Annotated in this window: 27 protein-coding genes; 19 read left to right on the top strand and 8 right to left on the bottom strand. The window is 72.4% G+C overall.

Features of this window, described 5'->3' with window-relative positions; all coding sequences use genetic code 11:
* On the top strand, window positions 1-251 hold a 251-nt coding region (locus ABD332_RS56470; protein ID WP_344514829.1), incomplete at its 5' end, for a hypothetical protein.
* Window positions 252-961: 710 nt separating this feature from the next.
* Here the strand turns inward: ABD332_RS56470 and ABD332_RS56465 are convergent.
* Window positions 962-1,858: a LysR family transcriptional regulator gene (locus tag ABD332_RS56465; RefSeq protein ID WP_344514827.1), complete on the bottom strand. Its 897-nt coding sequence runs from the start codon at window positions 1,856-1,858 to the stop codon at window positions 962-964.
* A 71-nt stretch (window positions 1,859-1,929) separates the two neighbouring features.
* On the opposite strand from ABD332_RS56465, the gene ABD332_RS56460 reads away from it, so the two are divergent.
* The 3 genes from ABD332_RS56460 to ABD332_RS56450 all read left to right on the top strand — a co-directional run bounded on the left by ABD332_RS56460 (window position 1,930) and on the right by ABD332_RS56450 (window position 4,380).
* Window positions 1,930-2,898: a dihydrodipicolinate synthase family protein gene (locus ABD332_RS56460; RefSeq protein WP_344514825.1), complete on the top strand. Its 969-nt coding sequence runs from the start codon at window positions 1,930-1,932 to the stop codon at window positions 2,896-2,898.
* Between the two features lie 19 nt (window positions 2,899-2,917).
* Window positions 2,918-3,325: a hypothetical protein gene (locus ABD332_RS56455; protein ID WP_344514823.1), complete on the top strand. Its 408-nt coding sequence runs from the start codon at window positions 2,918-2,920 to the stop codon at window positions 3,323-3,325.
* A 221-nt stretch (window positions 3,326-3,546) separates the two neighbouring features.
* The gene (locus ABD332_RS56450) at window positions 3,547-4,380 is read left to right on the top strand and encodes a PhzF family phenazine biosynthesis protein (RefSeq protein WP_344514821.1); all 834 of its coding nucleotides are present in this window, start codon (window positions 3,547-3,549) and stop codon (window positions 4,378-4,380) included.
* Window positions 4,381-4,476: 96 nt separating this feature from the next.
* On the opposite strand, the gene ABD332_RS56445 is transcribed toward ABD332_RS56450, so the two are convergent.
* Complete coding sequence (locus tag ABD332_RS56445) at window positions 4,477-5,046, bottom strand: chaplin family protein (protein ID WP_344514819.1); 570 nt, start codon at window positions 5,044-5,046, stop codon at window positions 4,477-4,479.
* A 194-nt stretch (window positions 5,047-5,240) separates the two neighbouring features.
* Between ABD332_RS56445 and ABD332_RS56440 the strand changes: the two genes are divergently transcribed.
* The gene (locus tag ABD332_RS56440; protein WP_344514817.1) at window positions 5,241-5,870 is read left to right on the top strand and encodes a hypothetical protein; all 630 of its coding nucleotides are present in this window, start codon (window positions 5,241-5,243) and stop codon (window positions 5,868-5,870) included.
* 12 nt (window positions 5,871-5,882) lie between these two features.
* Here the strand turns inward: ABD332_RS56440 and ABD332_RS56435 are convergent, their stop codons facing one another.
* A complete protein-coding gene (locus tag ABD332_RS56435) occupies window positions 5,883-6,821 on the bottom strand; it encodes an NADP-dependent oxidoreductase (protein ID WP_344514815.1) in 939 nt (312 codons plus the stop codon).
* A gap of 110 nt (window positions 6,822-6,931) precedes the next feature.
* Between ABD332_RS56435 and ABD332_RS56430 the strand changes: the two genes are divergently transcribed.
* Window positions 6,932-7,330 (top strand): winged helix-turn-helix transcriptional regulator, encoded by a 399-nt coding sequence (locus ABD332_RS56430; RefSeq protein WP_344514813.1) that lies wholly within the window; start codon window positions 6,932-6,934, stop codon window positions 7,328-7,330.
* A gap of 19 nt (window positions 7,331-7,349) precedes the next feature.
* Here the strand turns inward: ABD332_RS56430 and ABD332_RS56425 are convergent, their stop codons facing one another.
* Window positions 7,350-7,943, bottom strand: coding sequence for a DedA family protein (locus ABD332_RS56425; RefSeq protein ID WP_344514811.1), 594 nt, complete (start codon window positions 7,941-7,943; stop codon window positions 7,350-7,352).
* A 14-nt stretch (window positions 7,944-7,957) separates the two neighbouring features.
* On the opposite strand from ABD332_RS56425, the gene ABD332_RS56420 reads away from it, so the two are divergent.
* The 12 genes from ABD332_RS56420 (at window position 7,958) to ABD332_RS56365 (ending at window position 19,270) form a co-directional block, all read left to right on the top strand.
* The gene (locus ABD332_RS56420; protein WP_344514809.1) at window positions 7,958-8,350 is read left to right on the top strand and encodes a DnaJ family domain-containing protein; all 393 of its coding nucleotides are present in this window, start codon (window positions 7,958-7,960) and stop codon (window positions 8,348-8,350) included.
* Between the two features lie 75 nt (window positions 8,351-8,425).
* Window positions 8,426-9,553 carry an ROK family transcriptional regulator gene (locus ABD332_RS56415; protein ID WP_344514807.1) on the top strand — a complete coding sequence of 376 codons (1,128 nt, stop codon included), beginning with the start codon at window positions 8,426-8,428 and terminating at the stop codon, window positions 9,551-9,553.
* A 145-nt stretch (window positions 9,554-9,698) separates the two neighbouring features.
* Window positions 9,699-11,003, top strand: coding sequence for an ABC transporter substrate-binding protein (locus ABD332_RS56410; RefSeq protein ID WP_344514805.1), 1,305 nt, complete (start codon window positions 9,699-9,701; stop codon window positions 11,001-11,003).
* 2 nt (window positions 11,004-11,005) lie between these two features.
* On the top strand, window positions 11,006-11,917 hold the full coding sequence (locus ABD332_RS56405; protein ID WP_344514803.1) for a carbohydrate ABC transporter permease: 912 nt from the start codon (window positions 11,006-11,008) through the stop codon (window positions 11,915-11,917).
* The gene (locus ABD332_RS56400) at window positions 11,914-12,735 is read left to right on the top strand and encodes a carbohydrate ABC transporter permease (protein ID WP_344514801.1); all 822 of its coding nucleotides are present in this window, start codon (window positions 11,914-11,916) and stop codon (window positions 12,733-12,735) included. Before ABD332_RS56405 ends, ABD332_RS56400 begins: the two co-directional genes overlap by 4 nt.
* A complete protein-coding gene (locus ABD332_RS56395; RefSeq protein ID WP_344514799.1) occupies window positions 12,732-13,973 on the top strand; it encodes a 6-phospho-beta-glucosidase in 1,242 nt (413 codons plus the stop codon). Before ABD332_RS56400 ends, ABD332_RS56395 begins: the two co-directional genes overlap by 4 nt.
* Window positions 13,970-14,950: an N-acetylglucosamine kinase gene (locus tag ABD332_RS56390; protein WP_344514797.1), complete on the top strand. Its 981-nt coding sequence runs from the start codon at window positions 13,970-13,972 to the stop codon at window positions 14,948-14,950. The genes ABD332_RS56395 and ABD332_RS56390 overlap by 4 nt, the downstream gene beginning before the upstream one ends.
* 69 nt (window positions 14,951-15,019) lie before the next feature.
* Window positions 15,020-15,343, top strand: a complete 324-nt coding sequence (locus ABD332_RS56385; protein ID WP_344514795.1) for a hypothetical protein — start codon at window positions 15,020-15,022, stop codon at window positions 15,341-15,343.
* Window positions 15,344-15,449: 106 nt separating this feature from the next.
* Window positions 15,450-15,992, top strand: a complete 543-nt coding sequence (locus ABD332_RS56380) for a TetR/AcrR family transcriptional regulator (protein ID WP_344514793.1) — start codon at window positions 15,450-15,452, stop codon at window positions 15,990-15,992.
* A 20-nt stretch (window positions 15,993-16,012) separates the two neighbouring features.
* The gene (locus ABD332_RS56375) at window positions 16,013-18,181 is read left to right on the top strand and encodes an MMPL family transporter (RefSeq protein ID WP_344514791.1); all 2,169 of its coding nucleotides are present in this window, start codon (window positions 16,013-16,015) and stop codon (window positions 18,179-18,181) included.
* A 46-nt stretch (window positions 18,182-18,227) separates the two neighbouring features.
* Window positions 18,228-18,707 carry a GNAT family N-acetyltransferase gene (locus tag ABD332_RS56370; RefSeq protein ID WP_344514789.1) on the top strand — a complete coding sequence of 160 codons (480 nt, stop codon included), beginning with the start codon at window positions 18,228-18,230 and terminating at the stop codon, window positions 18,705-18,707.
* Entirely contained in the window at window positions 18,704-19,270 is a 567-nt protein-coding gene (locus ABD332_RS56365; protein ID WP_344514787.1) for a hypothetical protein, read from the top strand. Before ABD332_RS56370 ends, ABD332_RS56365 begins: the two co-directional genes overlap by 4 nt.
* Here ABD332_RS56365 and ABD332_RS56360 read toward each other — a convergent pair.
* Window positions 19,239-19,592, bottom strand: coding sequence for a Rossmann-fold NAD(P)-binding domain-containing protein (locus tag ABD332_RS56360; protein ID WP_344514785.1), 354 nt, complete (start codon window positions 19,590-19,592; stop codon window positions 19,239-19,241). The genes ABD332_RS56365 and ABD332_RS56360 overlap by 32 nt on opposite strands.
* The gene (locus ABD332_RS56355) at window positions 19,589-20,161 is read right to left on the bottom strand and encodes a hypothetical protein (RefSeq protein WP_344514783.1); all 573 of its coding nucleotides are present in this window, start codon (window positions 20,159-20,161) and stop codon (window positions 19,589-19,591) included. The genes ABD332_RS56360 and ABD332_RS56355 overlap by 4 nt, the downstream gene beginning before the upstream one ends.
* 101 nt (window positions 20,162-20,262) lie before the next feature.
* On the opposite strand from ABD332_RS56355, the gene ABD332_RS56350 reads away from it, so the two are divergent.
* On the top strand, window positions 20,263-21,234 hold the full coding sequence (locus tag ABD332_RS56350) for a hypothetical protein (RefSeq protein WP_344514781.1): 972 nt from the start codon (window positions 20,263-20,265) through the stop codon (window positions 21,232-21,234).
* 61 nt (window positions 21,235-21,295) lie between these two features.
* Here ABD332_RS56350 and ABD332_RS56345 read toward each other — a convergent pair whose 3' ends face one another.
* Entirely contained in the window at window positions 21,296-23,332 is a 2,037-nt protein-coding gene (locus tag ABD332_RS56345; RefSeq protein ID WP_344514779.1) for a prolyl oligopeptidase family serine peptidase, read from the bottom strand.
* Between the two features lie 4 nt (window positions 23,333-23,336).
* Complete coding sequence (locus ABD332_RS56340) at window positions 23,337-25,604, bottom strand: putative bifunctional diguanylate cyclase/phosphodiesterase (RefSeq protein ID WP_344514777.1); 2,268 nt, start codon at window positions 25,602-25,604, stop codon at window positions 23,337-23,339.
* Window positions 25,605-25,606 lie beyond the last annotated feature (2 nt).

Genomic DNA, 25,606 nt, shown 5'->3' with positions numbered 1-25,606 from the left:
TGCGGTCATCGCTTGATCTCTCCTTCGGTACTTTCGTCAGTTCGAAGGATCAAGCGGTGACCGTCTCCATCTCCTCAACCACCTCAAAGGTGGGCGATTCGTACACCACTCCCGTGGACATGACCCCGAGACGGCGATCGAGTGGCCGCACCGACACCAAGCCAGCGATGACGGGACCGCGAAGACGCCCACCCAATTGCCGAATTGCCGCACCCAACAATCCGGTCGCCGCGACCAGCAGGACGGCGTGACCAGCAGGACGGCACGACCAGCAGGACGGCACGACCAGCAGGACGGCACGACCAAGCGGGCCACAGTGGAGGCGGCAGTCGACCGACGCCGCGCCGGGAACAACACGGCAATCAACGGGTCCGCGTAGATGCCCGGATACCCGCCCAACGGATGGCCGGAATATCGGATTTCCGCAACTGGCAATCCGATCGCAGCGACCGGCACGACGGGGCGAGAAGACCGCAGCGGCCCAAAGAGTCACAGTGGGCGCAGTGCTCGACCCGGGGGCCGCGCCGGAACTGGCATGGTGGTCGACGGGGGCGCGAAGATGCCCGGACACCCGCCCAACGGATGCCCGATGCCCGCCCAACGGATGGCCGGAATACCGGATTTCCGCAACTGGCAATCCGGTTGCAGCGACCGGCATGACGGGGTGGGAAGACCGCAGCGGCCCAAAGAGTCGCAGTGGGCGCAGTGCTCGGCCCGGCGGGGCGCGCCGGAACTGGCATGGTGGTCGACGGGGGCGCGAAGATGGCCGAACGCCCGTCCGGCGGATTATCGAATTGCCGCACCCGACAATCCGGTTCCAGGGACCGACAGGACGGTGCGGGCGAGAAGACCACAGTGGCCGGAGAACCGCAGTGGGCGCGGTGCTCGGCCAGGGGCCACGCCGGGACTGGCACGGCGATCGGCGCGGGACGCAACGATGGTCGCGCGCATGCCTGGTGGATTATCGGATTGTTGGGGCTGGCAATCCGGTGGCGGCGACCGAGCGGACGGTGGCGATGAATTCGGCGATCGACGGGTGTGAGCCGGCGCCCGAACGGTAGGCGAATCTCGTCCGGCGTCTCGTTGCGAGCGGGGTCAGCACGACGCCGGGTGGGGGTGCTGGGGGGCGCAGGGCCAGCTCGGGGACGACGGCGACGCCCTGGCCGGCGGCGACGAGGGTCAGGACGGTCACGAAGTCGTCGGCGTGGTGGCGGGCGCGGGGCAGGAAGCCGGCGGCCTCGCACGCCCGGAGTGTCATCGTGTGGCACAGCGTGCCCGGCCCGGCGAGAATCCACGGCTCTTCGCGGCACTGCGCGAGATCTAGGGGGCGGGTCGCCGCGAGGTACATCGTCTCGTCCAGCAGCGGGGCCGTGTCCAGCGCCGGGTCGGGGGCGATCGGCACGAGGTCGTAGTCGTGCACCAGCGCGACGTCCAGGGTGCCGTCGCGCAGCCGGGGCGGGACGAGCGCCGGGTCCAGCTCGTCGACGGTGAGGTCGAGCGCCGGGTGCTCCCCCGCCAGGGCGACCAGCGCCGCCGGCAGCAGCGTCCGCATCGCGGTCGGGAACGCCCCGATCCGCAGCGGGCCCGACAGGGCGGTGCGGGTCGCGGCGAGTGCGGCGGTGGCGCGCTCGAGGGCGGCGAGGACCTCCTCGGCGTGGGCCGCGAGGACCGTGCCGGCGGCGGTGAGGGTGACGCCGCGGCCGGTGCGGGCCAGCAGCGCCGTGCCGGCCTCCCGCTCCAGCGCGGCGAGCTGCTGCGACACCGCGGACGGCGTGTAGTTGTGGGCGGCGGCGACTGCGGCGATGGTGCCGCGGTCCGCGAGGTCGCGCAGGAGGCGCAGCTTGCGCACGTCGAGCATCAGTTCAGCTTATGCTCGGCGCCACGAATGTGAACTGGACCTTCCGCTCGGGTGGCGGCGACGCTGAGTACATGGAGCTTGAAGGGATCTTCGTGCCGCTCGTGACGCCGTTCGCCGCTGACGGGTCGGTGGACCTCGCCGCGCTCGACGGGCTGGCCCGGCGGGTGCTCGACGAGGGGGCCGCGGGGCTGGTCGCGCTGGGCACCACCGGGGAGCCGGCGACGCTGACCGGGGCCGAGCGGGCCGCGGTCGTGGCCACCTGCCGGGAGGCTGCCGCGGTGTACGGCGCGCCGCTGCTCGTCGGAGTCGGTGACAGCTCGACGGCGGCGACCGTGGAGGCGGTCCGGCACGTGCGCGGGGACGCCGCGATGGTGGTCGTGCCGCCGTACACCCGTCCGGGCGCGGCCGGTGTGCTCGCCCATCTGCGGGCCGTCGCCGCCGCGTCGCCGCTGCCGGTCGTGGTGTACCACGTGCCGTACCGGACGGGACAGCCCCTGGACGTCGACACCCTGCTCGCGGTCGCGGCGATCCCGGGAGTGGCCGGCATGAAGCTGTCCGACGGCCCGGTCAGCGGCGACACGGTGACGCTGCTCGGCGCGCTGCCGGCCGGGTTCGCGGTGCTCGGCGGCGACGACACGGTCATCGGCCCACTGCTCGCCATCGGCGCCGCCGGCGGGATCCTCGCGTCCGCGCACGTGGCGACGGACCGGTTCGTGGCCCTCGCGCGAGCCTGGCGGGAGGGGGACGTCGCCACCGCCAGGCGGCTCGGGTCCGCCCTCGCCGCGCTGTCGGCGGCGCTGTTCGCGGAGCCGAACCCGGCCGTGATCAAGGCGGTGCTGCACGCCGCCGGCCGGATCCCCACCCCGGACGTCCGGTTGCCGCTGCTGCCCGCGTCCCGGGCCGCCCTGACGAACGCCGAGGCCGCTTTCGCGGCGCTCCAGCACATACCGGACGGTTCAACCAGCTTGCCACGGTGGCACGTTCGGGGGATTCCAGGCGGCGGGACAGGCCGTACCGTCGATGTCGTCACCAAGCGTTAGCAATTGAGGGGGATCTCCCATGAGCGACTTCGACACCGGCGCCGACTACGGCCACGTCGAGGCTGGTCAGGACCACGAGTCGCTGAACCAGCTGCACCAGGTCGACGCGAACGAGAGCAACTACGACTCGCAGTTCGGCGTCTTCGAGCAGGACCACGCGTCCGCCGAGTCCACCAGCTTCGACCAGGGCCACCAGGTGTCGTACACCGACGCGAGCGGCGCGACGTACCAGGAGTCGGACTTCACCTCCTACGACCACTCCGCCGCCGAGACGGACCACGTCTTCGCCGCCGAGGGCTCCGAGTCGGCGTCCTCCAGCGAGTTCCACGAGCTCGAGGCCCTGCAGGCCCGCCTGGACTCGTCGTTCGCCTCCGCCACGGAGCTGCACACCGACGGTGGCGGCCAGCTGGGCGTCGCCTCCAACTAAGCACCAACTGAGCAGCACCTGAGCACCGACTGAGCACCAACCTTGCGCCGGCCAGACACCAACCAGGCGCCTGCTGAGCACCACCCGGCGCCGGTCAGCCCCGCAGCTGACCGGCGCCGGTGTCTGTCCAAGACACGACGGCGGCACAGTGGCGGTGCTTACAACCACCCGGCGCCGATTGGACCGCGCCGCCGCTCTTGTACCGGCCTAGCGTCGGGTGCATGGAAATCCTTCGGTACAGCGCGTTCACCACGGACCCCAAGGGCGGCAACCCGGCCGGGGTGGTGCTCGACGCCGCCGGACTCGACGACGCCGCGATGCAGGCCATCGCCGCCGACGTCGGATACTCCGAGACCGCGTTCCTGTTCCACGAGGACGGGCGCGTCCGGGTGCGTTACTTCAGCCCGCTGGCAGAGGTGCCGTTCTGCGGGCACGCGACGATCGCGACCGCCGCGGCGTACGCGGAACGCTTCGGGCTCGGGCCGCTGCGCTTCGAGTCCCGGGTCGGCGCGATCGAGGTGGAGACGCGGGTCGGCGTGGACGGGCTGACCGCGACGCTGCGCAGCGTGCCGCCGCACACCACACCGATGGCCGACGCGACGGTGCGGGAGCTGCTGGCCGCGCTGCGCTGGGACGCCGCCGACCTCGACCCGGCGCTGCCGGTGCGGGTGGCGTACGCGGGAGCCAGCCACCCGATCGTCGCGGCCGGCACCCGGCAGCGGCTCGCCGACCTCGACTACGACGTGCCCGCGCTCACCGCGCTGATGGCGCGGCACGACTGGACCACGGTCGACCTGGTGTGGCAGGAGTCGGCGACGGTGTTCCACGCCCGCAACCCGTTCCCGCCCGGCGGCGTGTACGAGGACCCGGCGACCGGCGCCGCGGCGGCCGCGCTCGGTGGCTACCTGCGCGAGCTGGGCCTGGTCGAGGTGCCGGCGACGCTGCGGGTGCACCAGGGCGACGACATGGGCCGGCCGAGCCTGGTCACCGTCGAGGTGGCCGCCGACCCCGGCAGTGGCGTCGCGGTCACCGGCACCGCGGTGCCGATCGACTGACGAAAGCAGCGTTGGCCGGTGTACCGCGGGGAGGGCTGATCCACCGCGGCCATCGGCCAACGCTCTACGATCCGAGGCAGGCGGCGCCTCTGCGGCTCAGCAGCTGGAAGCGAACCCGATCACGGCGACCGAGTTGCACGACACGTTGATCGGCATCTGGACGGTGGTCGAGGACTGGTTGCCGTTGAAGAACCCGGCGTTGTAGCCCGTGGTCCAGTCGCCGTTGCTGTTGTAGGCGTACGCCCCGCCGCCACCACCGTTACCACTGTTCGAGTTGCCGTTGCCGTACGAGCTGTTGTGGTACGAGTTGCTGTTCGCGGAGTGCCGCTTGTGCTTCTTCTTGTGGCTGTTGGCGTTCGCGTTGGCATTGCCGTTGCCGTTGTGGCTGTGGTAGCCGTTCGAGCTGCCGGCGCCGCTGTAGCTGCCGCCGCTGCCGTTGACGGCGTAGGCGCCGCCGTCGCAGTTGGCGTTCGCGAAGCCGACGATCGCCACTGCGTTGCCGCAGATGTTCACCGGAACCTGGACCGTGGTCGAGGACTGGTTGCCGTTGAAGATACCGACGTTGGGGCCGCTGTCCCAGTCGGCGTGTGCGGCGGTGCCGGTGAGCGCGAGGCCACCCAAGGACAGCGCGGCGATCTGCACCGACCGGATGAGCCAGCGATTCATGATGACGACCTTTCGACGAGTGATCGACGGTGAACGTCCGTCGCGACCCCCACTTAACCGGAAATGCGAGTCCTGGACGGATATTTCGCGAAAAACAGTCACGCAATGCACCCGCAAGGTTACGTAATGTAGTCGCTCCCGGCGTGGCGCCTTGGCGTCAGCGACACTTGCCGATCTCCGCCACACTGGGCACCATGCCCGCCGCCCGCAAGGCAGCACGTATGGTCGCCCGTACCGCCGCCGCCACGATCACCGCCGCGCTCGTCGCCGGCTCGCTCGCCGCGTGCAGCCCCGCGGATGAGCCGCTCCTCGCCGTCGGCCGCGACACCGACGGCCGCCCGGTCGCCCACCTGTACCTGTGCGGCGACAGGCACACGGCCCACAGCGCCACCCTCTACCTCAACCCCTGGCCGCCACCGACGCCGAGCGTCGCAGCCACACCGAGCGCCGCCGCGACATCGAGCGGCACCGCCACACCGCCCTCCTCGCCGGCATCCAGTGGATCCGACTGGGTCTCGATGGGCGACCTCTGGTCGATCCAGAACAGCACCGGCATCGGCAACCTGTGGGCCATCCCCATGGGCACCACCCCGGACGGCTGGCGCGATGAGTTCGACCCGCCCCGCCCGCTCGCGCTCACCGCCACGGGCCGCTACGTCCTCGGGACATGGACCGGCGCGCCGCAGCCCAGGCCGGTCTTCTTCACCCTCGCGGACCTGGACAAGCTCAAGGACGGCGAGGTCTGGGGCTATCCCGGCCGCCGGGGCGACGCGCTGGTCATCACCCTGAAAGCGTTCCGCGACAAGGCCGCCGACTCCTGCTGAACGCGGCCCGGGTCAGGGGACGATCACGACACCGCCACGGACGCCGCCCTGGGCCAGCCGGTCGTGGGCGGCCGCCGCGTCGGCGAAGCGGTACACGCCGGCGACCCGCAGCGGGATGTCGCCGGCGGCGACGAGCGCCGCCAGCTCGCCGAGCCGGGTGCCGTCCGGCTGGACCTCCAGCGCGAAGGTCCGGATGCCCCGCACCGGCTCCGGGCGCAGCGGGGGCGACGCGGCCACGTAGCCGCCGCCGTCGCGGACGAGGTCCAGCAGCGAGGAGCCGACCACCGCGAGATCGACGACCGCGTCGAACGGGCCCGCCGGGTCCTCCGAGCGCGGCACGAACGTCGCGCCGAGGGACTCGACGAACTCGCGGTCGCCGGCGCCGGCGAGTCCGGTGGCGTGCAGGCCGGTCGCGCGGGCCAGCGCCAGGACGAACCCGCCGACCTGACCGGCGGCGCCGGTGACGAGCACGGTCGAGCCCGCCGGGAGCGCGAGCAGGTCGAGGGCCTGGGCCGCGGCGAGACCGTTGGTCGGCAGGGTCGCCGCCTCGGTGGCGGGGACGCCGGCAGGTGCCGGAGCCAACCAGGCGGCGTCGAGCACGACGTACTCCGCGTGGGCACCGGCCGTCGTCCGCAGCCACGGCGAGAAGCCGATGACCTCGGCACCGACGGCGAGCCGCGAGACGGACGGGCCGAGCGCGTCGACGGCGGGCTGCGAGACGGATGGGCCGAGCGCGTCGACGGTGCCGGCGACGTCCCAGCCGGGCGTGTACGGCAGTCCGGTCGGCAGCGGGGCCGGGAACCGGCCGGAGCGGATCATCAGGTCGACCGGGTGCAGCACCGACGCGGCGACCCGCACCCGGACCTGTCCCGGCCCGGGCTCGGGCACCGGCACCTCGGCGACGTGCAGGACCTCCGGTCCGCCGAACTCTGCATAGCTGACAGCGCGCATCGCCGTCTCCTCCAAGAAGTGCGTGAAGTGATCACCACGACCGTATGGACCGGCAGGCACCATCGGTAAGTAGGTACCGTGAAGTGCCTGAGGCACCGGAGGAGGACACCATGGCGACGACGAACGCGGCCCAACGCCGCGAACAGGCCAGACGTGACTACGACGCGTTCCTGGCGGGCTGCCCGACCCGGGAGCTGCTGAGCAGACTCACCGACAAGTGGGTCGCGCTGGTGATCCCGGCGCTCGCCGGCGGCCCGCAGCGGCACGGCGAGCTCGCCCACCGCATCGCCGGCGTCAGCCAGAAGATGCTCACCCAGACCCTGCGGACCCTGGAGCGCGACGGGCTGGTCACCCGCACGGTCACCCCCTCGATCCCGCCCCGCGTCGACTACGAGCTCACGCCGCTCGGCCACGAGCTGTTCCCGGTCATGGTCTCGATCAAGGACTGGGCGGAGACGCACATGGACCGCGTCTTCGAGGCCCGCGCCCAGTTCGACGCGCGTCCCTGAGCAGGGGCAGACCCGGGACTCAGTCGTGGGTGGCACGGCGTCGGCGGCGCCACAGGTACAGCAGCGGCAACGACACCAGGAGCACCGCGCCGACGATGAGGGCGGTGGTCTCGTAGCGGTGCAGGAAGGCGCGGACGCGGTCGAGGTTGCCGCCGGCGAAGGCGCCGACCGAGACCCACAGCGCGGTCCACAGCGCGCCGCCGATCGCGTCGCGGATGGCGTACTGGCGCCAGGGCAGCACGATCGCGCCGGCGATGAGGCCGTTGGTCTGACGCAGGCCGTCGATGAACCGGGCGACGACCACGATGTTGCGGCCGCGACGGGCGAAGAAGTCCTCGGCGCGGGTCAGCCGCCGCTCGGTCAGCCCGACCCGCCGGCCCCACCGCAGGATCACCGGGCGGCCGGCCCGGCGGCCGAGCCAGAAGCCGAGGTTGTCGCCGGCGACCGCGGCGGTGAAGGTGATCACGACGACCAGCGGCAGGCTCATCGAGCCGTGCCCGGCGAGCACCGCGGCCGCCACGACCACGCTCACCGCCGGCGTGGGGATGCCGATCCCCTCCAGCAGCACGAGCAGGGCGAGGGCGGGATAGCCGTAGCGCTGCAGTACCTCCACGGGACAATGAGATCATGTCGAGTTGGTACGAGTCACACATCGACCGGCAGATCCGCGAGGCACAGGAGCAGGGGCAGTTCGACAACCTGCCGGGTGCCGGGAAGCCACTGCCGGACCACGGCGAGCTCTACGACGAGGACTGGTGGATCAAGGATCTCGCCAGACGCGAAGGGCTGCCCGGCGGGGTACCGCCGACGCTGCGGCTGCGGCGTGAGATCGAGGACCTGCCGGAGCGGCTACCGTCCCTGCGCACCGAGGAGCGGGTCCGCGCGGTCGTCGAGGACCTCAACACGCGCATCGAGCAGGCCCGACGCGGGCTGATGGACGGTCCGGCGACGATCCTTCCCGCGCTGGACGTGGAGGCGGTACTCGCCGACTGGCGAGCCGGTCAGGGAAGCGCCCGTTGACAGGGTGGCGTGGCGGCGCTTACGTTTTCCCCGCGACTGTTAGTCAATCTGCCTATTAGTTGGAGGAGGCAGCAAATGCCGCTCGGGGGCTCCTCCAAGCTGCTCAAGGCGCTCAACGAGGCGGCCGCGCTCGGCCACCTCCTCGACCACGGGCAGCTCACCCGGGCCGAGCTGCGCGCCCTGACCGGCCTGTCCAAGCCGACGATCTCCGAGGCGATCCGCCGCCTCGCCGACGCCGACCTGGTCGTCGGCGCCGGACACGAGACCGGCCGCCCCGGCCCCAACGCGGAGGTGTACGCGGTCAACCCCGACGCCGCCTACGCCGTCGCCATGTCGGTGCGCGACGACGCACCGTCGCTGACCGCGTCGCTGCACGACCTGCGCGGCGCCCAGCGGGCCAGGCTGGCCGTCCCGGTCGACTTCGCCCGCACCGACCCGGCCACCGCGGTCACCGACACCGTCGACGCGCTGTGCGCGGCGGCCGGCGTCGCCCGCGACCCGGTGGCGCACGTGCAGCTGGCCGTCGCCGGCGCGTTCGACCCGCGGGACCGGGTCATCCACCACGTGGACGTCCCGGGCTGGAGCCGGCGCGGGCTCGTCGACGACCTGGCCGCGGCGGCCGGCGTACCGGTGGAGGTCGACAACGACGTCAACCTCGCCGCGCTCGCCGAACGCGCCCACGGCGCCGCGCGGGGCCTGCCGGACGCCGACGGGTTCGTGCTGCTGTGGCTCGGCCAGACCGGTCTCGGTCTGGCGATCGACCTCGGCGGCGGCACGCTGCTGCGCGGCGCCCGCGGCGGCGCCGGCGAGATCGGCTACATGCCGGTCGCCGCCGACGGCGCCCGGGACTTCCACGACCTGGTCAGCGGCGACGCCGTCCGGGAGCTGGCCGCCGGGCGCGGGCTGCGGATCACCGACACGGCGCTGCTGCGGGAGCTCGCCGGCCGGATCGTGATCGGGCTCGCCGCCGTCGTCGCGGTGCTCGACCCGCAGCTCGTGGTGCTCGGCGGCGAGATCGGCCGGGCCGGCGGGCCAGCGCTCGGCGAGGCGGTCGCGAAGGCGATGTCGCGGGCGGCGCCGCTGTCGACCGACATCGCCGTGAGCACCGTCGAGGACGACGCTCCCCTGCTCGGCGCCGCGGACGCCGCGCTGTCCGCGGTGCGCCGCAGGCTGATCGAGAGCCTGCGTACGCCCGGAACCTAACGGGCCCACGAACCGCGGACGCCGGCCGATCTGGCGGCATCGACCGGCGTCCGCGCGCTTCACACACCATCCCCCACGCAAGTGACGTTGGTCAATGCCCTTGTTGACCGGCTGCTTCCGCACGCCCACCCCCAGGAGGAATCCCGTGCGTCGCATCGTCTCTCTGCTCGCTGCCGTGGCGCTGCTCGCCACCGCCTGCACCCCAGGCCCGAAGGACAAACCGATCGCCGACCCCGGCGCCGACGTCTCCGGCACCGTGGAGTTCTGGCACTTCTTCACCGACCGCGAGGCCGCCGCCATCGACGGCGTCGTCGCCGACTTCCAGGCGTCCCACCCGAAGATCAAGGTCGTGGTCAAGTCCGGGCAGGACGACTCGAAGATGACCCAGGCCATCGGCGGCGGGCAGGGCCCCGACGTCGGCCTGTCCTACTCCACCGACATCGTCGGGCAGTTCTGCTCCAGCGGCGCCTGGCTCGACCTCGGCCAGTACATCGCCCGCGACAAGGTGTCCCTCGACGGCTTCCCGCAGACCGTCAAGGAGTACACGCAGTACAAGGGCAAACGCTGCGCCATGCCGGTCCTCGCCGACGCGTACGGCCTGTACTACAACAAGAAGCTCTTCACCGAGGCCGGGATCGCCGGCCCGCCGAAGACCCTCGAGGAGTTCGCCGACGCGGCGAAGAAGCTCACCAAGCGCTCCGCCGACGGCACCATCCAGGTCGCCGGGTTCCTGCCGCTGTGGGGCTTCTACGAGAACGCCCCGTCGCACCTCGGGCCGATGGTCGGCGGGCAGTGGCTCAAGGGCGACGGCAGCTCCGCGATCGGCGGCGACCCCGCCTGGCAGACGCTGCTGAAGTGGCAGAAGGAGCTCGTCGACTGGTTCGGCTACGACAAGCTCGAGGCCTTCCGCGCCTCCCTCGGCGACGAGTACTCCGACGCGAACGCCTTCCAGAAGGGCCAGGTCGCGATGAACTTCGACGGCGAGTACCGCATCGCGTTCGCCAAGGACCAGGCGCCCGACCTGCAGTTCGGGGTCGCGCCGATGCCGACGTCCAGCCCCGACCGCTACGGCGCCGGCTACGTCACCGGCAACGTCATCGGCATCTCCCGCACCGCGAAGAACCCCGAGGCGGCGTGGGAGTTCATCAAGTACCTGACCACCGACACCAAGACGATCGTCAAGCTCGCCAACAGCCTCAAGAACATCCCGTCCACGAAGGAGGCGCTCGCCTCGCCGGACCTGCACCTGGACGCGGAGTTCAAGACGTTCGTCGACATCTTCAACCACCCGAAGACCAGCACCACCCCGCCGTCGTCGGCCGGCCCCGCCTACCAGGAGACGTTCCAGACCTTCTGCGACACCTGGCAGAGCGGCGGCGCCGCCGACCTCGGCAAGGGGCTGTCCGACGTGGACAAGCAGGTCGACTCGCTGCTGAAGCTCGGCGGCTGACCGTGCCCTACAAGCTCCGCCACGCGCTGACCGTCGCCTCGTTCATGGCGCCGGCGACGGTCGGCATCGTGGTCTTCTTCCTCTACCCGCTGCTGAGCGCCGTCTACTTCTCGTTCACGAAGTTCGACCTGCTCAGCACGCCGGAATGGGTCGGGCTGCGCAACTACCGGCACCTGTTCGACGACCCGTTCCTGACCCGCGCCGCGCAGAACACGCTGTGGCTGTGCGCGATCCTGGTGCCCGCCCGGATGCTCGGCGGCCTCGCCACCGCGATGCTGCTCACCACCGTCAGGCGCGGCGCCGGGATCGTGCGCACCATCTTCTACCTGCCGGCGCTCGCCCCGCCGGTCGCGGCCACCCTCGCGTTCGTCTACCTGCTCAAACCCGGCGTCGGCCCGGTCAACACCGCCCTGGCGCACGTCGGGATCGACGGACCGCTGTGGTTCAACTCCCCCGAGTGGTCCAAGCCGTCGCTGGTGCTGCTCGGCCTGTGGGGCGTCGGCGACGTCATGGTCCTGTACCTGGCGGCGCTGCTGGACGTGCCGCAGGCGCAACTGGAGGCGGCGCAGATCGACGGCGCGAACGCGTGGCAGCGCTTCCGGCACGTGACACTGCCCAACATCTCCCCCGTCGTCGTGTTCACCGCCGTCATCGGTGTCATCACCACCCTGCAGTACTTCGCGCAGGCCGCCGTCGCCGCGTCCGCCGCCAGCGGGCAGGCCACCACCGGCGCCGGGATCTCCTCCACGTTCGGCTACCCGGAGGGGTCCACGTTCACGTACCCGCTGTGGCTGTACGTCGTCGGGTTCCGCTACGGCGCCCTCGGCTACGCCAACGCGATGGCCGTCGTGCTGTTCCTCGTCGCGTTCGCCGTCTCGCTGCTGATCCTGCGCCGATCCCTGAAGGTGACATGAACCGCTGGTTGTTGTGGACGGCCAGGCACAGCATCACGATCGCGCTGTGCATCATGTTCGTCGCGCCCGTGCTCTTCCTGCTGCTGACCTCGCTGATGACCGACTCGCAGGCGCTGACCTCGTCGTACTGGCCGCGGGAGTGGCGCTTCGCGAACTACGCCGACGTCTTCAGCAGGACGCCGATGCCGCGGTACCTGCTGAACACCGTCATCTACTCGGTGGCCGCGACCACGTTCATGCTGCTGGCCAGCGTCCCGGCCGCGTACGCGCTGGCGAAGCTGCGCTGGCGGGGGCAGGGCGCGTTCCTCGTCGTCATCGTGTGCATGATGATGATCCCGCCGCAGGTGACGACCGTGCCGCTGTACCTCATGTGGGCCAACTGGAACCTGACGGGCACGCTGTGGCCGCTGGTGCTGCCGATGCTGCTCGGCGACGCGTTCTCCATCTTCCTGCTGCGGCAGTTCCTGCTCACCATCCCCGGCGACTACCTGGACGCCGCCCGGGTCGACGGGTGCGGCGAGTGGCGGACCCTGCTGCGGATCGTGCTGCCGATGGCCCGGCCCGGGATCGCCGCCGCCGCGCTCTTCCAGTTCTTCTACGCCTGGAACGACTACTACGGCCCGCTGCTCTACACGAGCGAGAACGAACACAACTGGACGCTGTCACTGGGCCTGGCGTCCTTCAAGACCCTGCATCATGTGCAGTGGAACCTCGTCAGCGCCGCGACCATCCTCACGATGGTGCCGGTCGTGGTGCTGTTCTTCTTCGCCCAGCGCGCGTTCGTGCAGGGTGTCACGCTGACAGGAGTCAAAGGTTGAAAATCGCCGTCGTCGGGGGTGGCTCCACGTACACCCCGGAGCTCATCGACGGGTTCGCGCGGCTGGCGCCGTTCGCCTCGGAGATCGTCCTGCTGGACCCGCACGCGGAGCGCCTCGAGGTCGTGGGCGCGTTCGCCCGGCGGCTGATGGCCGCCCACGGGCACCCCGGGACGCTGCGGTGGACGTCCGACGTCGACGACGCCCTGGCCGGCGCGGCGACCGTGGTCATCCAGCTGCGGGTCGGCGGGCAGGCGGCCCGGATCAGCGACGAGACGTTCCCGCTCGCCTGCGACTGCGTCGGGCAGGAGACGACCGGCGCCGGCGGCCTCGCGAAGGCGCTGCGCACCGTGCCGGTCGTCCTGGACATCGCCCGGCGGGCCGACCCGGGCGCGTGGATCGTCAACTTCACCAACCCGGTCGGGATCGTGACGCGGGCGCTGCTCGACCACGGGTTCAAGGCCGCCGGGCTGTGCAACGTGGCGATCGGCTTCCAGCGCCGCTTCGCCGCGCAGCTCGGCGTCGACCCCTCCGCGGTGGTCCTGGACCACGTCGGGCTCAACCACCTCACGTGGGAGCGGGCGGCCTTCGTGGACGGCGTCGACCGGCTGCCGTCACTGTTGGCGACCCATCTGCAGGACATCTCGCGGGAGGTGCAGATCCCCGAGGCCGTCCTGGAGAACCTGGGCAACGTGCCGTCGTACTACCTGCGGTACTTCTACTGCCACGACGAGGTCGTCGCCGAGGAGCGCGGCAAGCCGACCCGCGGCGCGAAGGTCGCCGAGATCGAGTCGGAGCTGTTGCGCATGTACGCCGACCCGGCGCTGACGCAGAAGCCGGAGCTGCTCGGGCAGCGCGGCGGCGCGTTCTACTCCGAGGCGGCCGTCGGGCTCATCGCCTCCCTGCAGCACGACGACGGCGGCATCCACGCCGTCAACGTCCGCAACGGCGGCACCATGCCGTTCCTGCCCGACGACGCCGTCATCGAGGTCACCTGCCGGGTCGGCGCCGCCGGAGCCACCCCGCTGCCGGCCCCGTCGCTCGCCCCGCACCTGCGCGGCCTGGTCTCGGCGGTCAGCGCCTACGAGGAGCTCGCCGTCGACGCCGCGGTGCACGGCGGGCGGGACCGCGTCTACCAGGCGCTGCTCGCCCACCCCCTGGTCGGTCAGCACCAGCAGGCCACCAGGCTCACCGACGACCTGCTCGCCGCGAACCGCGGGCACCTCGCGTGGCTGTCGTGACCGCACAACTCTTCGCCGCGGCCGACGGCGGCAACTCCAAGACCGACGTCGTCCTCGGCGACTCCGACGGCCGGATCCTCGCCCGCGTCTCCGGCCCGACCACGTCGCCGCACAACATCGGGCTGCCCGCCTGCCTGAAGCTGCTCGGCGACCTGGTCGGCCAGGCCCGGGCCGCCGCGGCCGTGCCCGCGGACCTGCGGCTCAGCCGGCTGCAGGTGTACCTCGCCGGCGCCGACCTGCCCATCGAGGTCGAGCGGCTCAACGAGGGCGTCGCCGCCCTGGGGCTCGCCGACGCGGTCACCGTCGACAACGACCTGTTCGCCCTGCTGCGCGCCGGCACCGCGGCCGCCGACGCGGTCGGTGTCGTCTGCGGTGCCGGGATCAACGCCGTGGGCCGCCGCCGCGACGGGCGGACGTCGCGCTTCCCGGCGCTCGGGCAGCTGTCCGGCGACTGGGGCGGCGGGCAGCACCTCGCCGCGCTGGCGCTCTACCACGCGGTGCGCGGCGAGGACGGCCGCGGACCCGCCACCGCGCTCACCGGCGCGGTCACCAGCGTGTACGGGCTGCCGACCGCGGAGGACGTCAGCGTCGCCCTGCACCTGGGCGACCTGCCGGCGGCGCGGCTGGACGAGCTGAGCGAGGTGCTCTTCACCGTGGCCGCCGACGGCGACGCGGTCGCCGGCCGGGTCGTGACGCGGCTCGCCGCGGAGATCGAGGCCCTGGTGAAGGTCGCCGCCGGCCGGCTGTCGCTGCTGGACACCGCATACACCGTCGTGCTCGGCGGCGGCGTGCTGACCGCCCGCCACCCGCAGCTGCACGGCGACATCCTGGCGCGGCTCGCCGCGCTGTCGCCGCACGCGACGGTGACGGTGCTGTCCTCCCTGCCGGTCGCGGGCGCGGCGCTGCTCGCCCTGGACGACCTGCACGGCGGCCACGTCCCCGCAACCGTGGAGGCCGCCGTCCGGCAGGGCCTCTGACCGTTCAGGGTCTGCCACTATCGTGTCCCGCGAAACGGGGGAACGAGCATGCGGGCCTGGACAAGGATCGTGACACTGGTGCTGATCGCGGGCGCGGTCGTGGCGGTGGCATGGGTGCTGAGCGCCCCGTCCACGACCCGGACCCCGATCGGTGGTGCCGTGCCCGACGAGCACGGCCTGCGGGTGAGCCTGACGTTCTCCAGCTGCGAGGCACTGGACCGCATCGACGTCGCCGAGGACTCCCGGCAGGTCCGGCTGACCGCGTACCTGCGCGGCCGAGGCAGCTGCGGCCAGGACCCGATGACCACGCAGACGGTGCCGGTGCCGCTGAAGACGCCGCTGCGGGACCGCGAGGTCGTGGACGGCGCGACCGGCCGGCGCCTAACCCTGTAGCCCGGGATCGCCCCGCCGATGGGGATGTGAGGTCAGGCACAAAACTGGCCGATCGGTCAGGTTCTGACCGATCGGTCAGGCATGCTGACCGACGGAGGTGACCCCCATGGCCCGCAGCAAGACCCGCGACGAGATCCTGGCCGCCGCCACGCGCCAGTTCGCCGAGTCCGGCTACAAGGGCACGTCACTGCAGGACATCGCGGCCGAGGTCGGCTGCTCCAAGGCCACGCTGCTGTACCACTTCGACGGCAAGGACGCGATCCTCACCGAGCTGTGCGCGCCCGCCATCGCCGAGCTCGCCGACCTGGACGCCCGGGTCGCCGCCACAACCGCGCCCGCCCTGGCCCGCGAGATCGCGATCGAGGGCTTCGTCGACCTCGCGATGCGATACCGCAAAGAGATCCAGGTCATCTACGGCGACCTGCCGGCCCTGCTGCAACAGCCCGCGCTGCGACCCGTACACGAGCTGACGGAACAGCTCGTCGTCACCCTCGCCGGCGGGTCCGCCGCGCCCACCGCGCTGCTCGCCGCGAAGTTCGTGCTCGCCGGGCTGCCGGCGGTGGTCTTCGCGTGCACCGAGTACGACGACGCGACCCTGCGGGCGGCGCTCATCGCCACCGCCGCGCGGGTGCTGGAACCCCTCACCTAACCGACAGGAAGACGACCGACATGGCAACCGTGCTCTACCGGCTGGGGCGGGCATCGTTCCGGCACCGCTGGCTCGTGCTGATCATCTGGGTGGTGATCCTCGGCGGGCTCGGTGGTGCGGCGGCCGCGTTCCGCGGCGCCACCTCGAGCGACTTCACCATGCCGGGCACCGAGTCGCAGCGGGCGATCGACGCGCTGAAGTCGCAGTTCCCGGAGGCCAGCGGCGCGACCGGCACCATCGTGATCGCCGCGCCGAAGGGGCAGAACCTGCAGGCGTCCAAGGACGCGGTGCAGGGGCTCGTCGCCGAGGCGTCGAAGCTGCCCGGCGTCATCGGCGCACTCGACCCGTTCCAGACCGGCGCCGTGTCGCCGCAGGGCGACTACGCGCTGGTCACCGTCCAGTTCGCCGAGCGGGCCGACAAGGTCACCGACGAGCAGCGCACCGCCTATGAGGCGAGCGGCGCCGCGGCGGAGCAGGCCGGGCTGCGGGTCGAGCACGGCGGCGAGGTCATGAACAGCGAGCCGGAGGTCGGCGGCACCGAGGGCATCGGCGTCGTCATTGCCCTCGTCGTGCTCGTCGTGACGTTCGGCGCGCTGGTCGCGGCCGGCATGACGATGCTCAACGCGCTCATCGGCGTCGGCGCCGGCATGGCCGGGCTGTACGCGCTCAGCGGCGCCATCCAGCTCACCAGCACCGCGCCGGTCCTCGCCCTGATGCTGGGCCTGGCGGTCGGCATCGACTACTCGCTGTTCATCACGTCCCGGCACCGGCAGCACCTCGTCGAGGGCATCGCGCCGGAGGAGGCCGCCGGGCGCGCGGTCGGCACCGCCGGCTCCGCGGTCGTGTTCGCCGGCGCCACCGTCGTCATCGCCCTCGCGGGCCTCGCCGTGGTCAACATCCCGTTCCTGACCGTCATGGGCCTGGCCGCGGCCGGTACCGTCGCCGTCGCGGTGCTCGTCGCCATCACCCTGCAGCCGGCGCTGCTCGGCTTCGCCGGCACCCGCATCCTGCCGCGGCGGCTGCGCAAGGCCGGGCCGGACCTCGCCGACCACACCGACGCCCTCGGGTTCCGGTGGGCGCGGGCGATCACCCGCTTCCGCATCCCCGTGCTCATCATCGGCGTCCTCGGGCTCGGCGCCCTGGCGATCCCGTCGGCGGACATGCGCATCGCGCTGCCCGGCGCCAGCGCCGGCCCCACCGACTCCCCCGCCCGCAAGGCCGCCGACCTCATCGAGGAGGGCTTCGGCCCCGGGTTCAACGGCCGCCTCGCGCTGGTCGTGTCGACCGGCTCCGCCGACACCACGAAGGCGAAGGCGCAGGAGGCGCTCGGCGTCCTGCAGGGCACCCCGAACCTCCTCGCCGCGACCCCGCCCAACTTCAGCCGCGACGGCAAGACCGCGCTCCTCGCCGTCATCCCGAAGACCGGCCCCACCGACGAGGCGACCGAGACCCTCGTCCACGACGTCCGGGCCCGCGTCAAGCAGGTCCAGGGCGCCGACATCGCCCTGACCGGCCAGACCGCCGTCGGCATCGACGTGTCGGAGAAGCTGTCCGACGCGATGCCGCGCTACCTGTCGCTGGTCGTCGGGCTGTCCGTGCTGCTGCTGATGCTCGTGTTCCGGTCGGTCCTCGTGCCGCTGAAGGCCGCCGCCGGGTTCCTGCTCACCGTCGGCGCCACGTTCGGCGTCACCGTCCTGGTCTTCCAGAAGGGGCACCTGGCCTCGCTCGTCGGCCTCGACACGCCCGGCCCGCTGGTCAGCTTCCTGCCGATCCTGCTGATCGGCATCCTGTTCGGCCTCGCCATGGACTACGAGGTGTTCCTCGTGTCCCGGATGCGGGAGGACTACGTGCACGGCGCCGGCCCGCAGGAGGCGACGATCAGCGGCATGGGCCACGGCGCCCGGGTCGTCACCGCGGCGGCGCTCATCATGACGTCGGTCTTCGCCGGCTTCATCCTGCTCGACGACCCCGTCATCAAGTCGATGGGCTTCGCCCTCGCGATCGGCGTCGCCATCGACGCGTTCGTGGTGCGCATGACCATCGTCCCGGCGGTCGTGTCGCTGCTCGGCCGGTCCGCGTGGTGGCTGCCGGGCTGGCTGTCGAAGATCCTGCCGAACGTCGACATCGAGGGCGAGAAGCTCCGCGAGCACCTCGCCGCCACCCCGGACCCGGAGCCCGTCCGCGTCTGAGCGCTAACCGGTCGCGGTGGCACGGCGGCCTCGGCAGACTGGCCCGATGACTCAGGTGAGCATCGAGCTCGACGGCCGGGGCCGCTACCTCGACGACGCGGCGCAGGTGTGGGCCGAAGGCACCGCCGCCCGCGACGGCACCGAGGTCGCGCCGCTGGAGCTGGCGAGGGTGCCGTTGCGGACGGTGCTGTCGAGCTCGCCCAGGACGATGCTGGTCGTCGCCCTGGGCGAGCGCGTCGTCGGCTTCTCCCTCATCGCACCCCACACCGAGCGGACCGCCGCCGTCCGCTACCTCGGGGTGCGCCCCGACGGCTGGGGCGCGGGCGTCGGCCGGCACCTCATGACGGCGCTGCCACCCCTGCTCGCCGCAGCCGGGTTCGCCGACGCCGAGCTGGACGTCTACGTCGACAACCCGCGGGCGGTCCGGCTGTACGAGAGCCTCGGCTGGCAGCCCCTCGGCGACCCCGCCCCGCATCCGCGCAACGGGCGCGTCGAGCAGCGGTACCGCCTCGACCTGCCCTCGTGACCCACGGCCCCGCACGGCTGCGCGCCGTCGTCCACCACGCCCCTTCCTGCCGGGTGCTGCGGCCCCGCTCGCCCGTGGCGCTCACGGTCCGCTCCCCGCTCGCCCGGCACGGCGAAGGGCGGCTCGCCGGGTCCCGGGCCGCGCTCGTCCTGTTCGGCGCGTGGTGCCGGGTCGCCGCGGTCAGCCCGCACAGCGTCGTGCACCTGCCGCTTGAAGGGCTCGACCTGGTCCTCGCCCGCTCGGACACCGGCCTGCGCCCGTCAGCGTGGAAGGGGATTCGGGCGGCGCTCTCCCCCGGCCGGCCCGCGACCCTCCGCTCCCCGGCGCCGCGCCCCTCGCCCGGCGACGACGGCGCCCTCGCGGTGACCGAGCACGCGGCGACGCTGTTCCTGCTCGGCCCGCCGCGCGCCCTGTTCCAGCTCGGCGACGCCGTCACCGACGCCACCGCCGACGTGCCCCACCTTCGCGACGTCCGCCGTTACGGCGAGGCTTTCCTGCTCGGCCTCGCCGACCTCGACATGGACGTGCTGGTCAGGGACGAGCGGTACCGCCGCCGCCACTGAACAGCTCCGCGTGCTCTTCCAGCCAGTCCCGCAGGGTCAACGCCGGCCGCCCGACCACCCGCGGCACCGTGTCGGCCACCGTGTGGTCCCACGCGCCCGACTGCCGTTTGAGCTCCAGCAGCGCCTCCAGCCGGGGCCCACCCCAGCCGCGGCGCTCGAACACGTTCCGGGTCTCCGCGACGGTACGCACGGCCAGCCGCACCGGTTCGCCGATCACCTCGCCGACGATCTCCGCCTGCCGCCGGGGCGACAGCGCCTCGGGCCCGGTGATCGTGTACCCGAACCGAGTTTCCGGCCCGGCCCTGCCCGCCGACGCGTTCACGTCTCCGGCTGTGCCCGCGATGCCGGAGCCGGCTCCGCCCGCGGCGCGCCGGGGCGTAGGACGAACCTCCCGGTCATCGAGGTCCCCGCCAGGTAGGCGCCGTAGGCCGCGACCAGCGCCCCGACGAGCCACGCCGCGAGGTTCCCGGGTGCCGGCCCCTCGTCGACGAGCGGCTTCAGGCCCAGAACCAGTGCCAGACCGGGCACCCCGCCGAACAGCAGCAGGTTCGGGTGCGACCACCGGGGAAACGGGAACGGGTACGGAACCTGCTGCCGGTACCTCTCCCACCCGAGCCCTTCGGCCGCGGGCTCCAGCACGTCACGGATGTACCCGACGATGGCGGCGATCGCCGTGGCCTGCGCAACGGACGCGAGGCACAGCAGAAAGCTGCTGAACGGCACCATCAGCAGCCACGGCGCCCACGACGCATGCCAGAACGCGATGACGAACAAGGCGCCGGATGTCAGCACCTGCACGACGAGGATCTGCTGCTGAGCGACCGCGCGACGGTCGACCTCCCGCCGCAGCGCAGCGAACTCGGCCAATGGGCCGTCAAGGTGGTCCGGCATGCCCAAAGAGTAGGTCAGCCGTCAATGTTCCGCGGCCCCCTCGGTCGGCTCCCACGCAGGCCCTGTTGATCATCAACCGGCCAGGACGCTACGGTGCGGCGGTGGGAAGTTGCGTCAACTACGTCCTGGTCCGCGACGGTGAGCACACCGTGTATTCGCAGGGCGGCGGTGCGGGCCATGGGATCGACTACATCTTCGCGGCAGGCCCGGAGGTGATCCTGCGCTTCCTGGACAACCTGGGTGACTCCGCGGGCCGGGAATGGTTCGACGACATCTATTGCGAGGGCGGTGTCCTGGTCGATGTCGACCGCCGGGTCCTGCTGCTGTTCAACACCGTGTACAACCAGGTGGTGTATCGGGCGGCGATGCTGGAGGCGTACGCGGCGACGTGGCCCGGCTGGGAGATCCGGTGGGCCTACGACGGCATCGCGGACCTGATGGTGTACGTCGGGGTCGACCCGGCAGGTGCGCACCGCGACCGCGAGCCGAAGCGGACCGAGCGCAACGAGTTCGGGCCGGACGACCGGGTCGCGGCCGTCGTCACCGTCCGGGGCGCCGACGGCCGGGTGCGCCTGTACGGACTGAACCCCGACATGGCGTGGCGGCGTTGGTTCATGGGGCCTGACCTGGTCGAGTGGGTCTGCGCCGGGCCCGAGCTTCCTGAGTCCGCCGAGGACATGCCGACCGCCGGCCTCGATCTCGATCCGGCCGCGCGGCGGGCCGGGCTGTGGACCGTGCAGCCGTTGCGTGGGCTGCGCCAGCGGTGGGCGGAGCTGTGGCCGGGGTGGACGCTCGAGTTCTGGGGCGATGACATGGCCCGTCAGGCGGTCCATGACCCGGACCGGCTCTACGACTCGATCAGGCCGAGCTCCATCGCCCGGGACCGTGAAGAGCTCGCCAAGCGGCTGCGGACCTGCTGGTCCGTCCGCTCGACGATCCTGGCGAGAGGAACGAGCGCGGAGGAGCTGCAGAGCTGGTACGACATGAACTTCGGACTGATCCGCAACTACCTGGACGCCGACGTCAGCGCGCAGGAGCTCGAGCGGCTCGCCGGGCTGCTGCGGGGCGCGTGAGTCCGGCCGACGCGGACGGGGTCGCCTCCGTGAGGCGGCCCCGTCCGGGTGCGGAGCGGGACTACGGGGCCAGGGTGCGCCAGAGGAACTCGAAGGCTAGGGCCCACTTGAAGGCCATCTGCGCGTTGTCGGCGGCGCCGCCGTGGCCGCCCTCGATGTTCTCGTAGTAGTGGACGTCGTGGGCGTGGTCGGTGAGGCGGGCGACCATCTTCCGGGCGTGGCCGGGGTGGACGCGGTCGTCGCGGGTGGAGGTGGTGATCAGGGTCGGCGGGTAGGGGACGCCCTGGCGGACGTTCTGGTAGGGCGAGAACAGGCGCAGGTACTCCCAGTCCGACGCGTCGTCGGGGTCGCCGTACTCGGCCATCCATGAGGCGCCCGCCAGCAGCAGGTGGTAGCGGCGCATGTCCAGCAGCGGGACCGCGCACACGATCGCGCCGAAGAGGTCGGGGTAGCGGGTCAGCATGACGCCCATGAGGAGGCCGCCGTTGGAGCCGCCCTCGATGCCGAGCTGGGCGCGGGTGGTGATGCCGCGCTCGACGAGGTCGGCGGCGACGGCGGAGAAGTCCTCGTAGGCGCGCGGACGCTTCTCCCGCAGGGCGGAGCGGTGCCACTGCGGGCCGTACTCGCCGCCGCCGCGGATGTTGGCCACCACGTAGGTGCCGCCGCGGGCGAGCCAGCCGCGGCCGATGATCGCGCTGTACGAGGGGACCCGCGACACCTCGAAGCCGCCGTAGCCGCTCATCAGCGTCGGGCCGGGGCCGGCAGACGGGTCGCCGACGACGAAGTACGGGACCTGGGTGCCGTCGGCGGACGTGGCGAAGAACTGCCGGGTGGTGATCCGGTCGGCGGGGAAGTAGGACGGGCCCTGCTTGAGGACGGTCGGCGGGTCGCCGCCGAGGACGCCGTGGCGCAGGGTCGGCGGCAGCGCGAAGCCGCTGGACAGCAGCAGGTACTGCTCGTCGGCGTCGGCGTTGGTGTCCCACACGTCGGTCTGGCCGAGCTCGGCGCCGCCGAGGACGGTGCGCTGCCATGCGCCGTCGACATACCGGACGGCCTCGAGGCGGCTCTGCACGTCGGAGAGCAGCACCAGGACGAGCCCGTCGCGGGTCCAGTCGCTGTACGACAGCGAGGTGTGCGGGTCGGGCGTGAACAGGGTCGTGAGGTCCCGGTCTCCGGCGAGGAACGCGGCGAGGTCGACGATGAGCAGCGACCCGGCCGGGTGGGTGACGTCGCCGACCTCCCAGTCGGTGCGGACCCGGATGAGCAGCCAGTCGCGGTGCAGGTCGACGCCCGCGTCGTCGGGCACGTCGAGCTTGGTGAGGGTGCCGTCGACGAGCAGGTGCCGCTCGGCGTGGAAGAAGTCCAGGGAGCGGCGGACCACGGCGCGTTCGGTGGCGGCGGTCGGGTCGCTGGACGCGCGGACCGACACGTCCTCGGCGGCACCCTCGAACACGACGGGCGCCTCCGCGACGGGCGTGCCGCGGCGCCACCGCCGCACCTGCCGCGGGTAGCCGGAGGCCGTCATCGAGTCCGGGCCGGTGTCGGTGCCGACGAAGATCTCGTCGATCGTGATCCAGCTGACGTCGCTCTTCGCCTCCGGCAGGGTGAACCCGTCGGGCACGAACCGCAGCTGGTCCAGGTCGAACTCGCGCACGACCGCCGCGTCGGCGCCGCCGCGCGACAGGGACACCAGCGCGCGGTGGTCGCCGGCGAGGGGGCCGCGGCGCAGGTACGTGACGCCCTGCCACACCCAGTTCTCGTCCTCGGCGGTGGCGAGGGCGTCGAGGTCCAGGACGGTCTCCCAGGCGGGTTCGCCGGCCCGGTAGTCCTCGAGGGTGGTGCGCCGCCACAGGCCGCGCGGGTGGTCGGCGTCCTTCCACAGGTTGTAGACCCGTTCGCCGTGCCAGGCGATCATCGGGATCCGGTCGTCGGCGTCCAGGACGGTGCGGATCTCGTCGCGCAGCTCCGCGAAGCGCGCCCCGCCGGTCAGGGCGGCGACGGTCTCGGCGTTGCGGTCCCGGACCCAGGCCATCGCCTCGGCCCCGTCGACCTCCTCCAGCCAGAGGTGGGCGTCCTCAGCGGTGATCGTCTCGGTCATCGGTTCAGTTTGACCGAACGGCGCCGGTCGTCGCCACGCGGACCGCCCACGTGGCGGCGAACGTGGCGGGGTCGACCGCCTTGCCCCACAGCCAGCCCTGCGCCAGCGGCACCCCCAGCGCGACGAGGACCTCACGCTGGGCCCGGGTCTCGACGCCCTCGGCGACGACGGCGAGGTGCAGGGCGCTGCTCATCGCCACGACCGCACGGACGATCTCCTCGTCCTCGGCGCTGGTGCCGAGCCCGTTGACGAACGACCGGTCGATCTTCACCCCGGTGACGGGGTGGCGGCGCAGGTAGCCGAGCGCGGAGAACCCGGTGCCGAAGTCGTCGACGGAGATCCGTACACCCAGCGCCCGCAGCTCGACGAGGACCCGTTCGGTGAGGTCGCTGCCCTCGACCATCACCGACTCGGTGATCTCCAGGACCAGGTTGGCGGCGGGCACTCTCGCCTGGCGCAGGGTGGCGCCGAGGCGCTCCGCGAACGCCGGGTCGCCGAGCTGCCGCGGCGACACGTTCACCGACATCCAGAAGTCGTCGTCGACGACGCCGTCGGCACGCCAGGCGGCGAGCTGCCGCACGGACTCGCGCAGCACCCACGCGCCGAGCGCGGAGATCAGGTTGGAGTCCTCGGCGACGGCGATGAACATGTTGGGCCCGATCCAGCCGCGGACGGGGTGCTGCCAGCGGCACAGCGCCTCGGCGCCGGCGGGCCGGTCGGTGTCCATCGCGATGATCGGCTGGTAGGCGATGCTGAGCTGCTCCTGGGCGACGGCGGCGCGCAGCGCGACCTCGATCTCGACCCGCTCGCGGACCGCGTCGCGCATCGAAGCGTCGAACACGGTCCACCGGTTGCGGCCGGCCGCCTTCGCCCGGTACATGGCGGTGTCGGCGTCCCGCATGAGCGTGTCGGCCTGGTCCGAGCCCCTGGTGGACTGCACGATCCCCATCGACGCGCCGATGACGACGTCCGCGGTGCCGCCGTCGGCGGTCACCACGACGAGCGGCCGCTCCACGCACTCCATGATCCGCCGGGCGTTGGCCATCGCCTCCGGCTCGCTGCAGCGCTGCACGACGACGAACTCGTCGCCGCCGACCCGCGCGACCGTCGCCGCCGGCAGCGCCAGCCGCAGCCGGGTGCCGACGTCGACGATGAGCCGGTCCCCGGCCGGGTGCCCCCACGAGTCGTTGACCAGCTTGAACCCGTCGAGGTCGAGGTAGAACATCCACACGCCGGCGCCGCGCTCCGGCCGCTCCTCGCTGAGCAGCCGCTCGACCATGAGGGTGAGCATCCGCCGGTTGGGCAGGCCGGTGAGCGGGTCGTGGGTCGCCTGGTGCTCGAAGCTGCGCTGCGCGGCGGCGTGGCTGTGCACCGCGTCGGCCGCCCGCACCAGCAGCAGCGCGACGATCGCGGCGCCGCCGAGGCCGAGCGTCCAGCGCAGCACGGTGGTGTCGGCGCCGAGGGTGACGGTGAGGATGAACGGCGCCGCCACCGCCGGCCCGATGACCAGCATCCGAGGCAGCGACCACGCCTGGATCGGCAGCGGTGTCGCCCGGGAGAGGGCCCGCGCGGTCGGGTGCAGCGCGGCGGCGCCGCCGATCGTGAACGCGAGCAGGAACGGCAGGTCCATCAGCGGCGGCCCGGTCACCTCGCCGTGCCGGCCGATGATCGCGAAGCCGAGGTCGCCGCAGAACATCAGCACCATCATGCCGCCGAGCAGGACGAACGCCGGCTGGCGCACGGCCGTGGTGAACGCCAGGTTGGTGACGAGCAGGACCGTGACGGTGTCCAGCAGCGGGTACAGCCCGGCGATCAGGGTCACGACGAGCGGCCGGCCCGGGATCGTCGCGGCGGGCACGACGAACAGCAGCGTCGAGGTGAGCGCCGCGCCGATGCACACGATGAGCCCGTCGAGCAGCGCCCGCCGGTCCATGCCCCACCGGTTGAGGAACGTGACGAGGGCCGCGATGAAGAACCCGAACCCGCAGACGGTGAGCGCGTCGCCGATCTGGGCGACCGGCGCCGGCTGCTCGACCAGCATCGACCGCAGGAGGATCCCGCTGATGAAGAACACCGCGGCGGCCGTCATCATCCGCCACGGCCGCCGGGGGCGCACGTCGTGCAGCCGGGGGCCGAGCCCCCACGCCAGGACGCACGCCACGCCGATGACCGCGGAGGCGAGGTCGGGTGTGACCCCGGCGGCGAACAGGGTGGTGCACAGCAGGCCGAGACCGAGGAACACCAGCCAGAGCCGGTCGCGGCGAAGGCTCACCC

Origin of the sequence: Dactylosporangium maewongense, assembly GCF_039531485.1 — a bacterium.
GTDB classification, from domain to species: domain Bacteria; phylum Actinomycetota; class Actinomycetes; order Mycobacteriales; family Micromonosporaceae; genus Dactylosporangium; species Dactylosporangium maewongense.
This window is presented reverse-complemented; position numbering and strand designations above follow the sequence as displayed.

What these genes read in the sequence shown, in the direction of transcription:
- ABD332_RS56455 (WP_344514823.1), top strand. Translation starts at nt 2,918, where the DNA reads ATGAGCGACTTCGACACCGGCGCCGACTACGGCCACGTCGAGGCTGGT.
- ABD332_RS56430 (WP_344514813.1), top strand. Translation starts at nt 6,932, where the DNA reads ATGGCGACGACGAACGCGGCCCAACGCCGCGAACAGGCCAGACGTGAC.
- ABD332_RS56460 (WP_344514825.1), top strand. Translation starts at nt 1,930, where the DNA reads ATGGAGCTTGAAGGGATCTTCGTGCCGCTCGTGACGCCGTTCGCCGCT.
- ABD332_RS56345 (WP_344514779.1), bottom strand. Translation starts at nt 23,332, where the DNA reads ATGACCGAGACGATCACCGCTGAGGACGCCCACCTCTGGCTGGAGGAG.
- ABD332_RS56375 (WP_344514791.1), top strand. Translation starts at nt 16,013, where the DNA reads ATGGCAACCGTGCTCTACCGGCTGGGGCGGGCATCGTTCCGGCACCGC.
- ABD332_RS56465 (WP_344514827.1), bottom strand. Translation starts at nt 1,858, where the DNA reads ATGCTCGACGTGCGCAAGCTGCGCCTCCTGCGCGACCTCGCGGACCGC.
- ABD332_RS56440 (WP_344514817.1), top strand. Translation starts at nt 5,241, where the DNA reads ATGCCCGCCGCCCGCAAGGCAGCACGTATGGTCGCCCGTACCGCCGCC.
- ABD332_RS56370 (WP_344514789.1), top strand. Translation starts at nt 18,228, where the DNA reads ATGACTCAGGTGAGCATCGAGCTCGACGGCCGGGGCCGCTACCTCGAC.
- ABD332_RS56435 (WP_344514815.1), bottom strand. Translation starts at nt 6,821, where the DNA reads ATGCGCGCTGTCAGCTATGCAGAGTTCGGCGGACCGGAGGTCCTGCAC.
- ABD332_RS56380 (WP_344514793.1), top strand. Translation starts at nt 15,450, where the DNA reads ATGGCCCGCAGCAAGACCCGCGACGAGATCCTGGCCGCCGCCACGCGC.
- ABD332_RS56415 (WP_344514807.1), top strand. Translation starts at nt 8,426, where the DNA reads ATGCCGCTCGGGGGCTCCTCCAAGCTGCTCAAGGCGCTCAACGAGGCG.
- ABD332_RS56420 (WP_344514809.1), top strand. Translation starts at nt 7,958, where the DNA reads ATGTCGAGTTGGTACGAGTCACACATCGACCGGCAGATCCGCGAGGCA.
- ABD332_RS56400 (WP_344514801.1), top strand. Translation starts at nt 11,914, where the DNA reads ATGAACCGCTGGTTGTTGTGGACGGCCAGGCACAGCATCACGATCGCG.
- ABD332_RS56355 (WP_344514783.1), bottom strand. Translation starts at nt 20,161, where the DNA reads ATGCCGGACCACCTTGACGGCCCATTGGCCGAGTTCGCTGCGCTGCGG.
- ABD332_RS56450 (WP_344514821.1), top strand. Translation starts at nt 3,547, where the DNA reads ATGGAAATCCTTCGGTACAGCGCGTTCACCACGGACCCCAAGGGCGGC.
- ABD332_RS56445 (WP_344514819.1), bottom strand. Translation starts at nt 5,046, where the DNA reads ATGAATCGCTGGCTCATCCGGTCGGTGCAGATCGCCGCGCTGTCCTTG.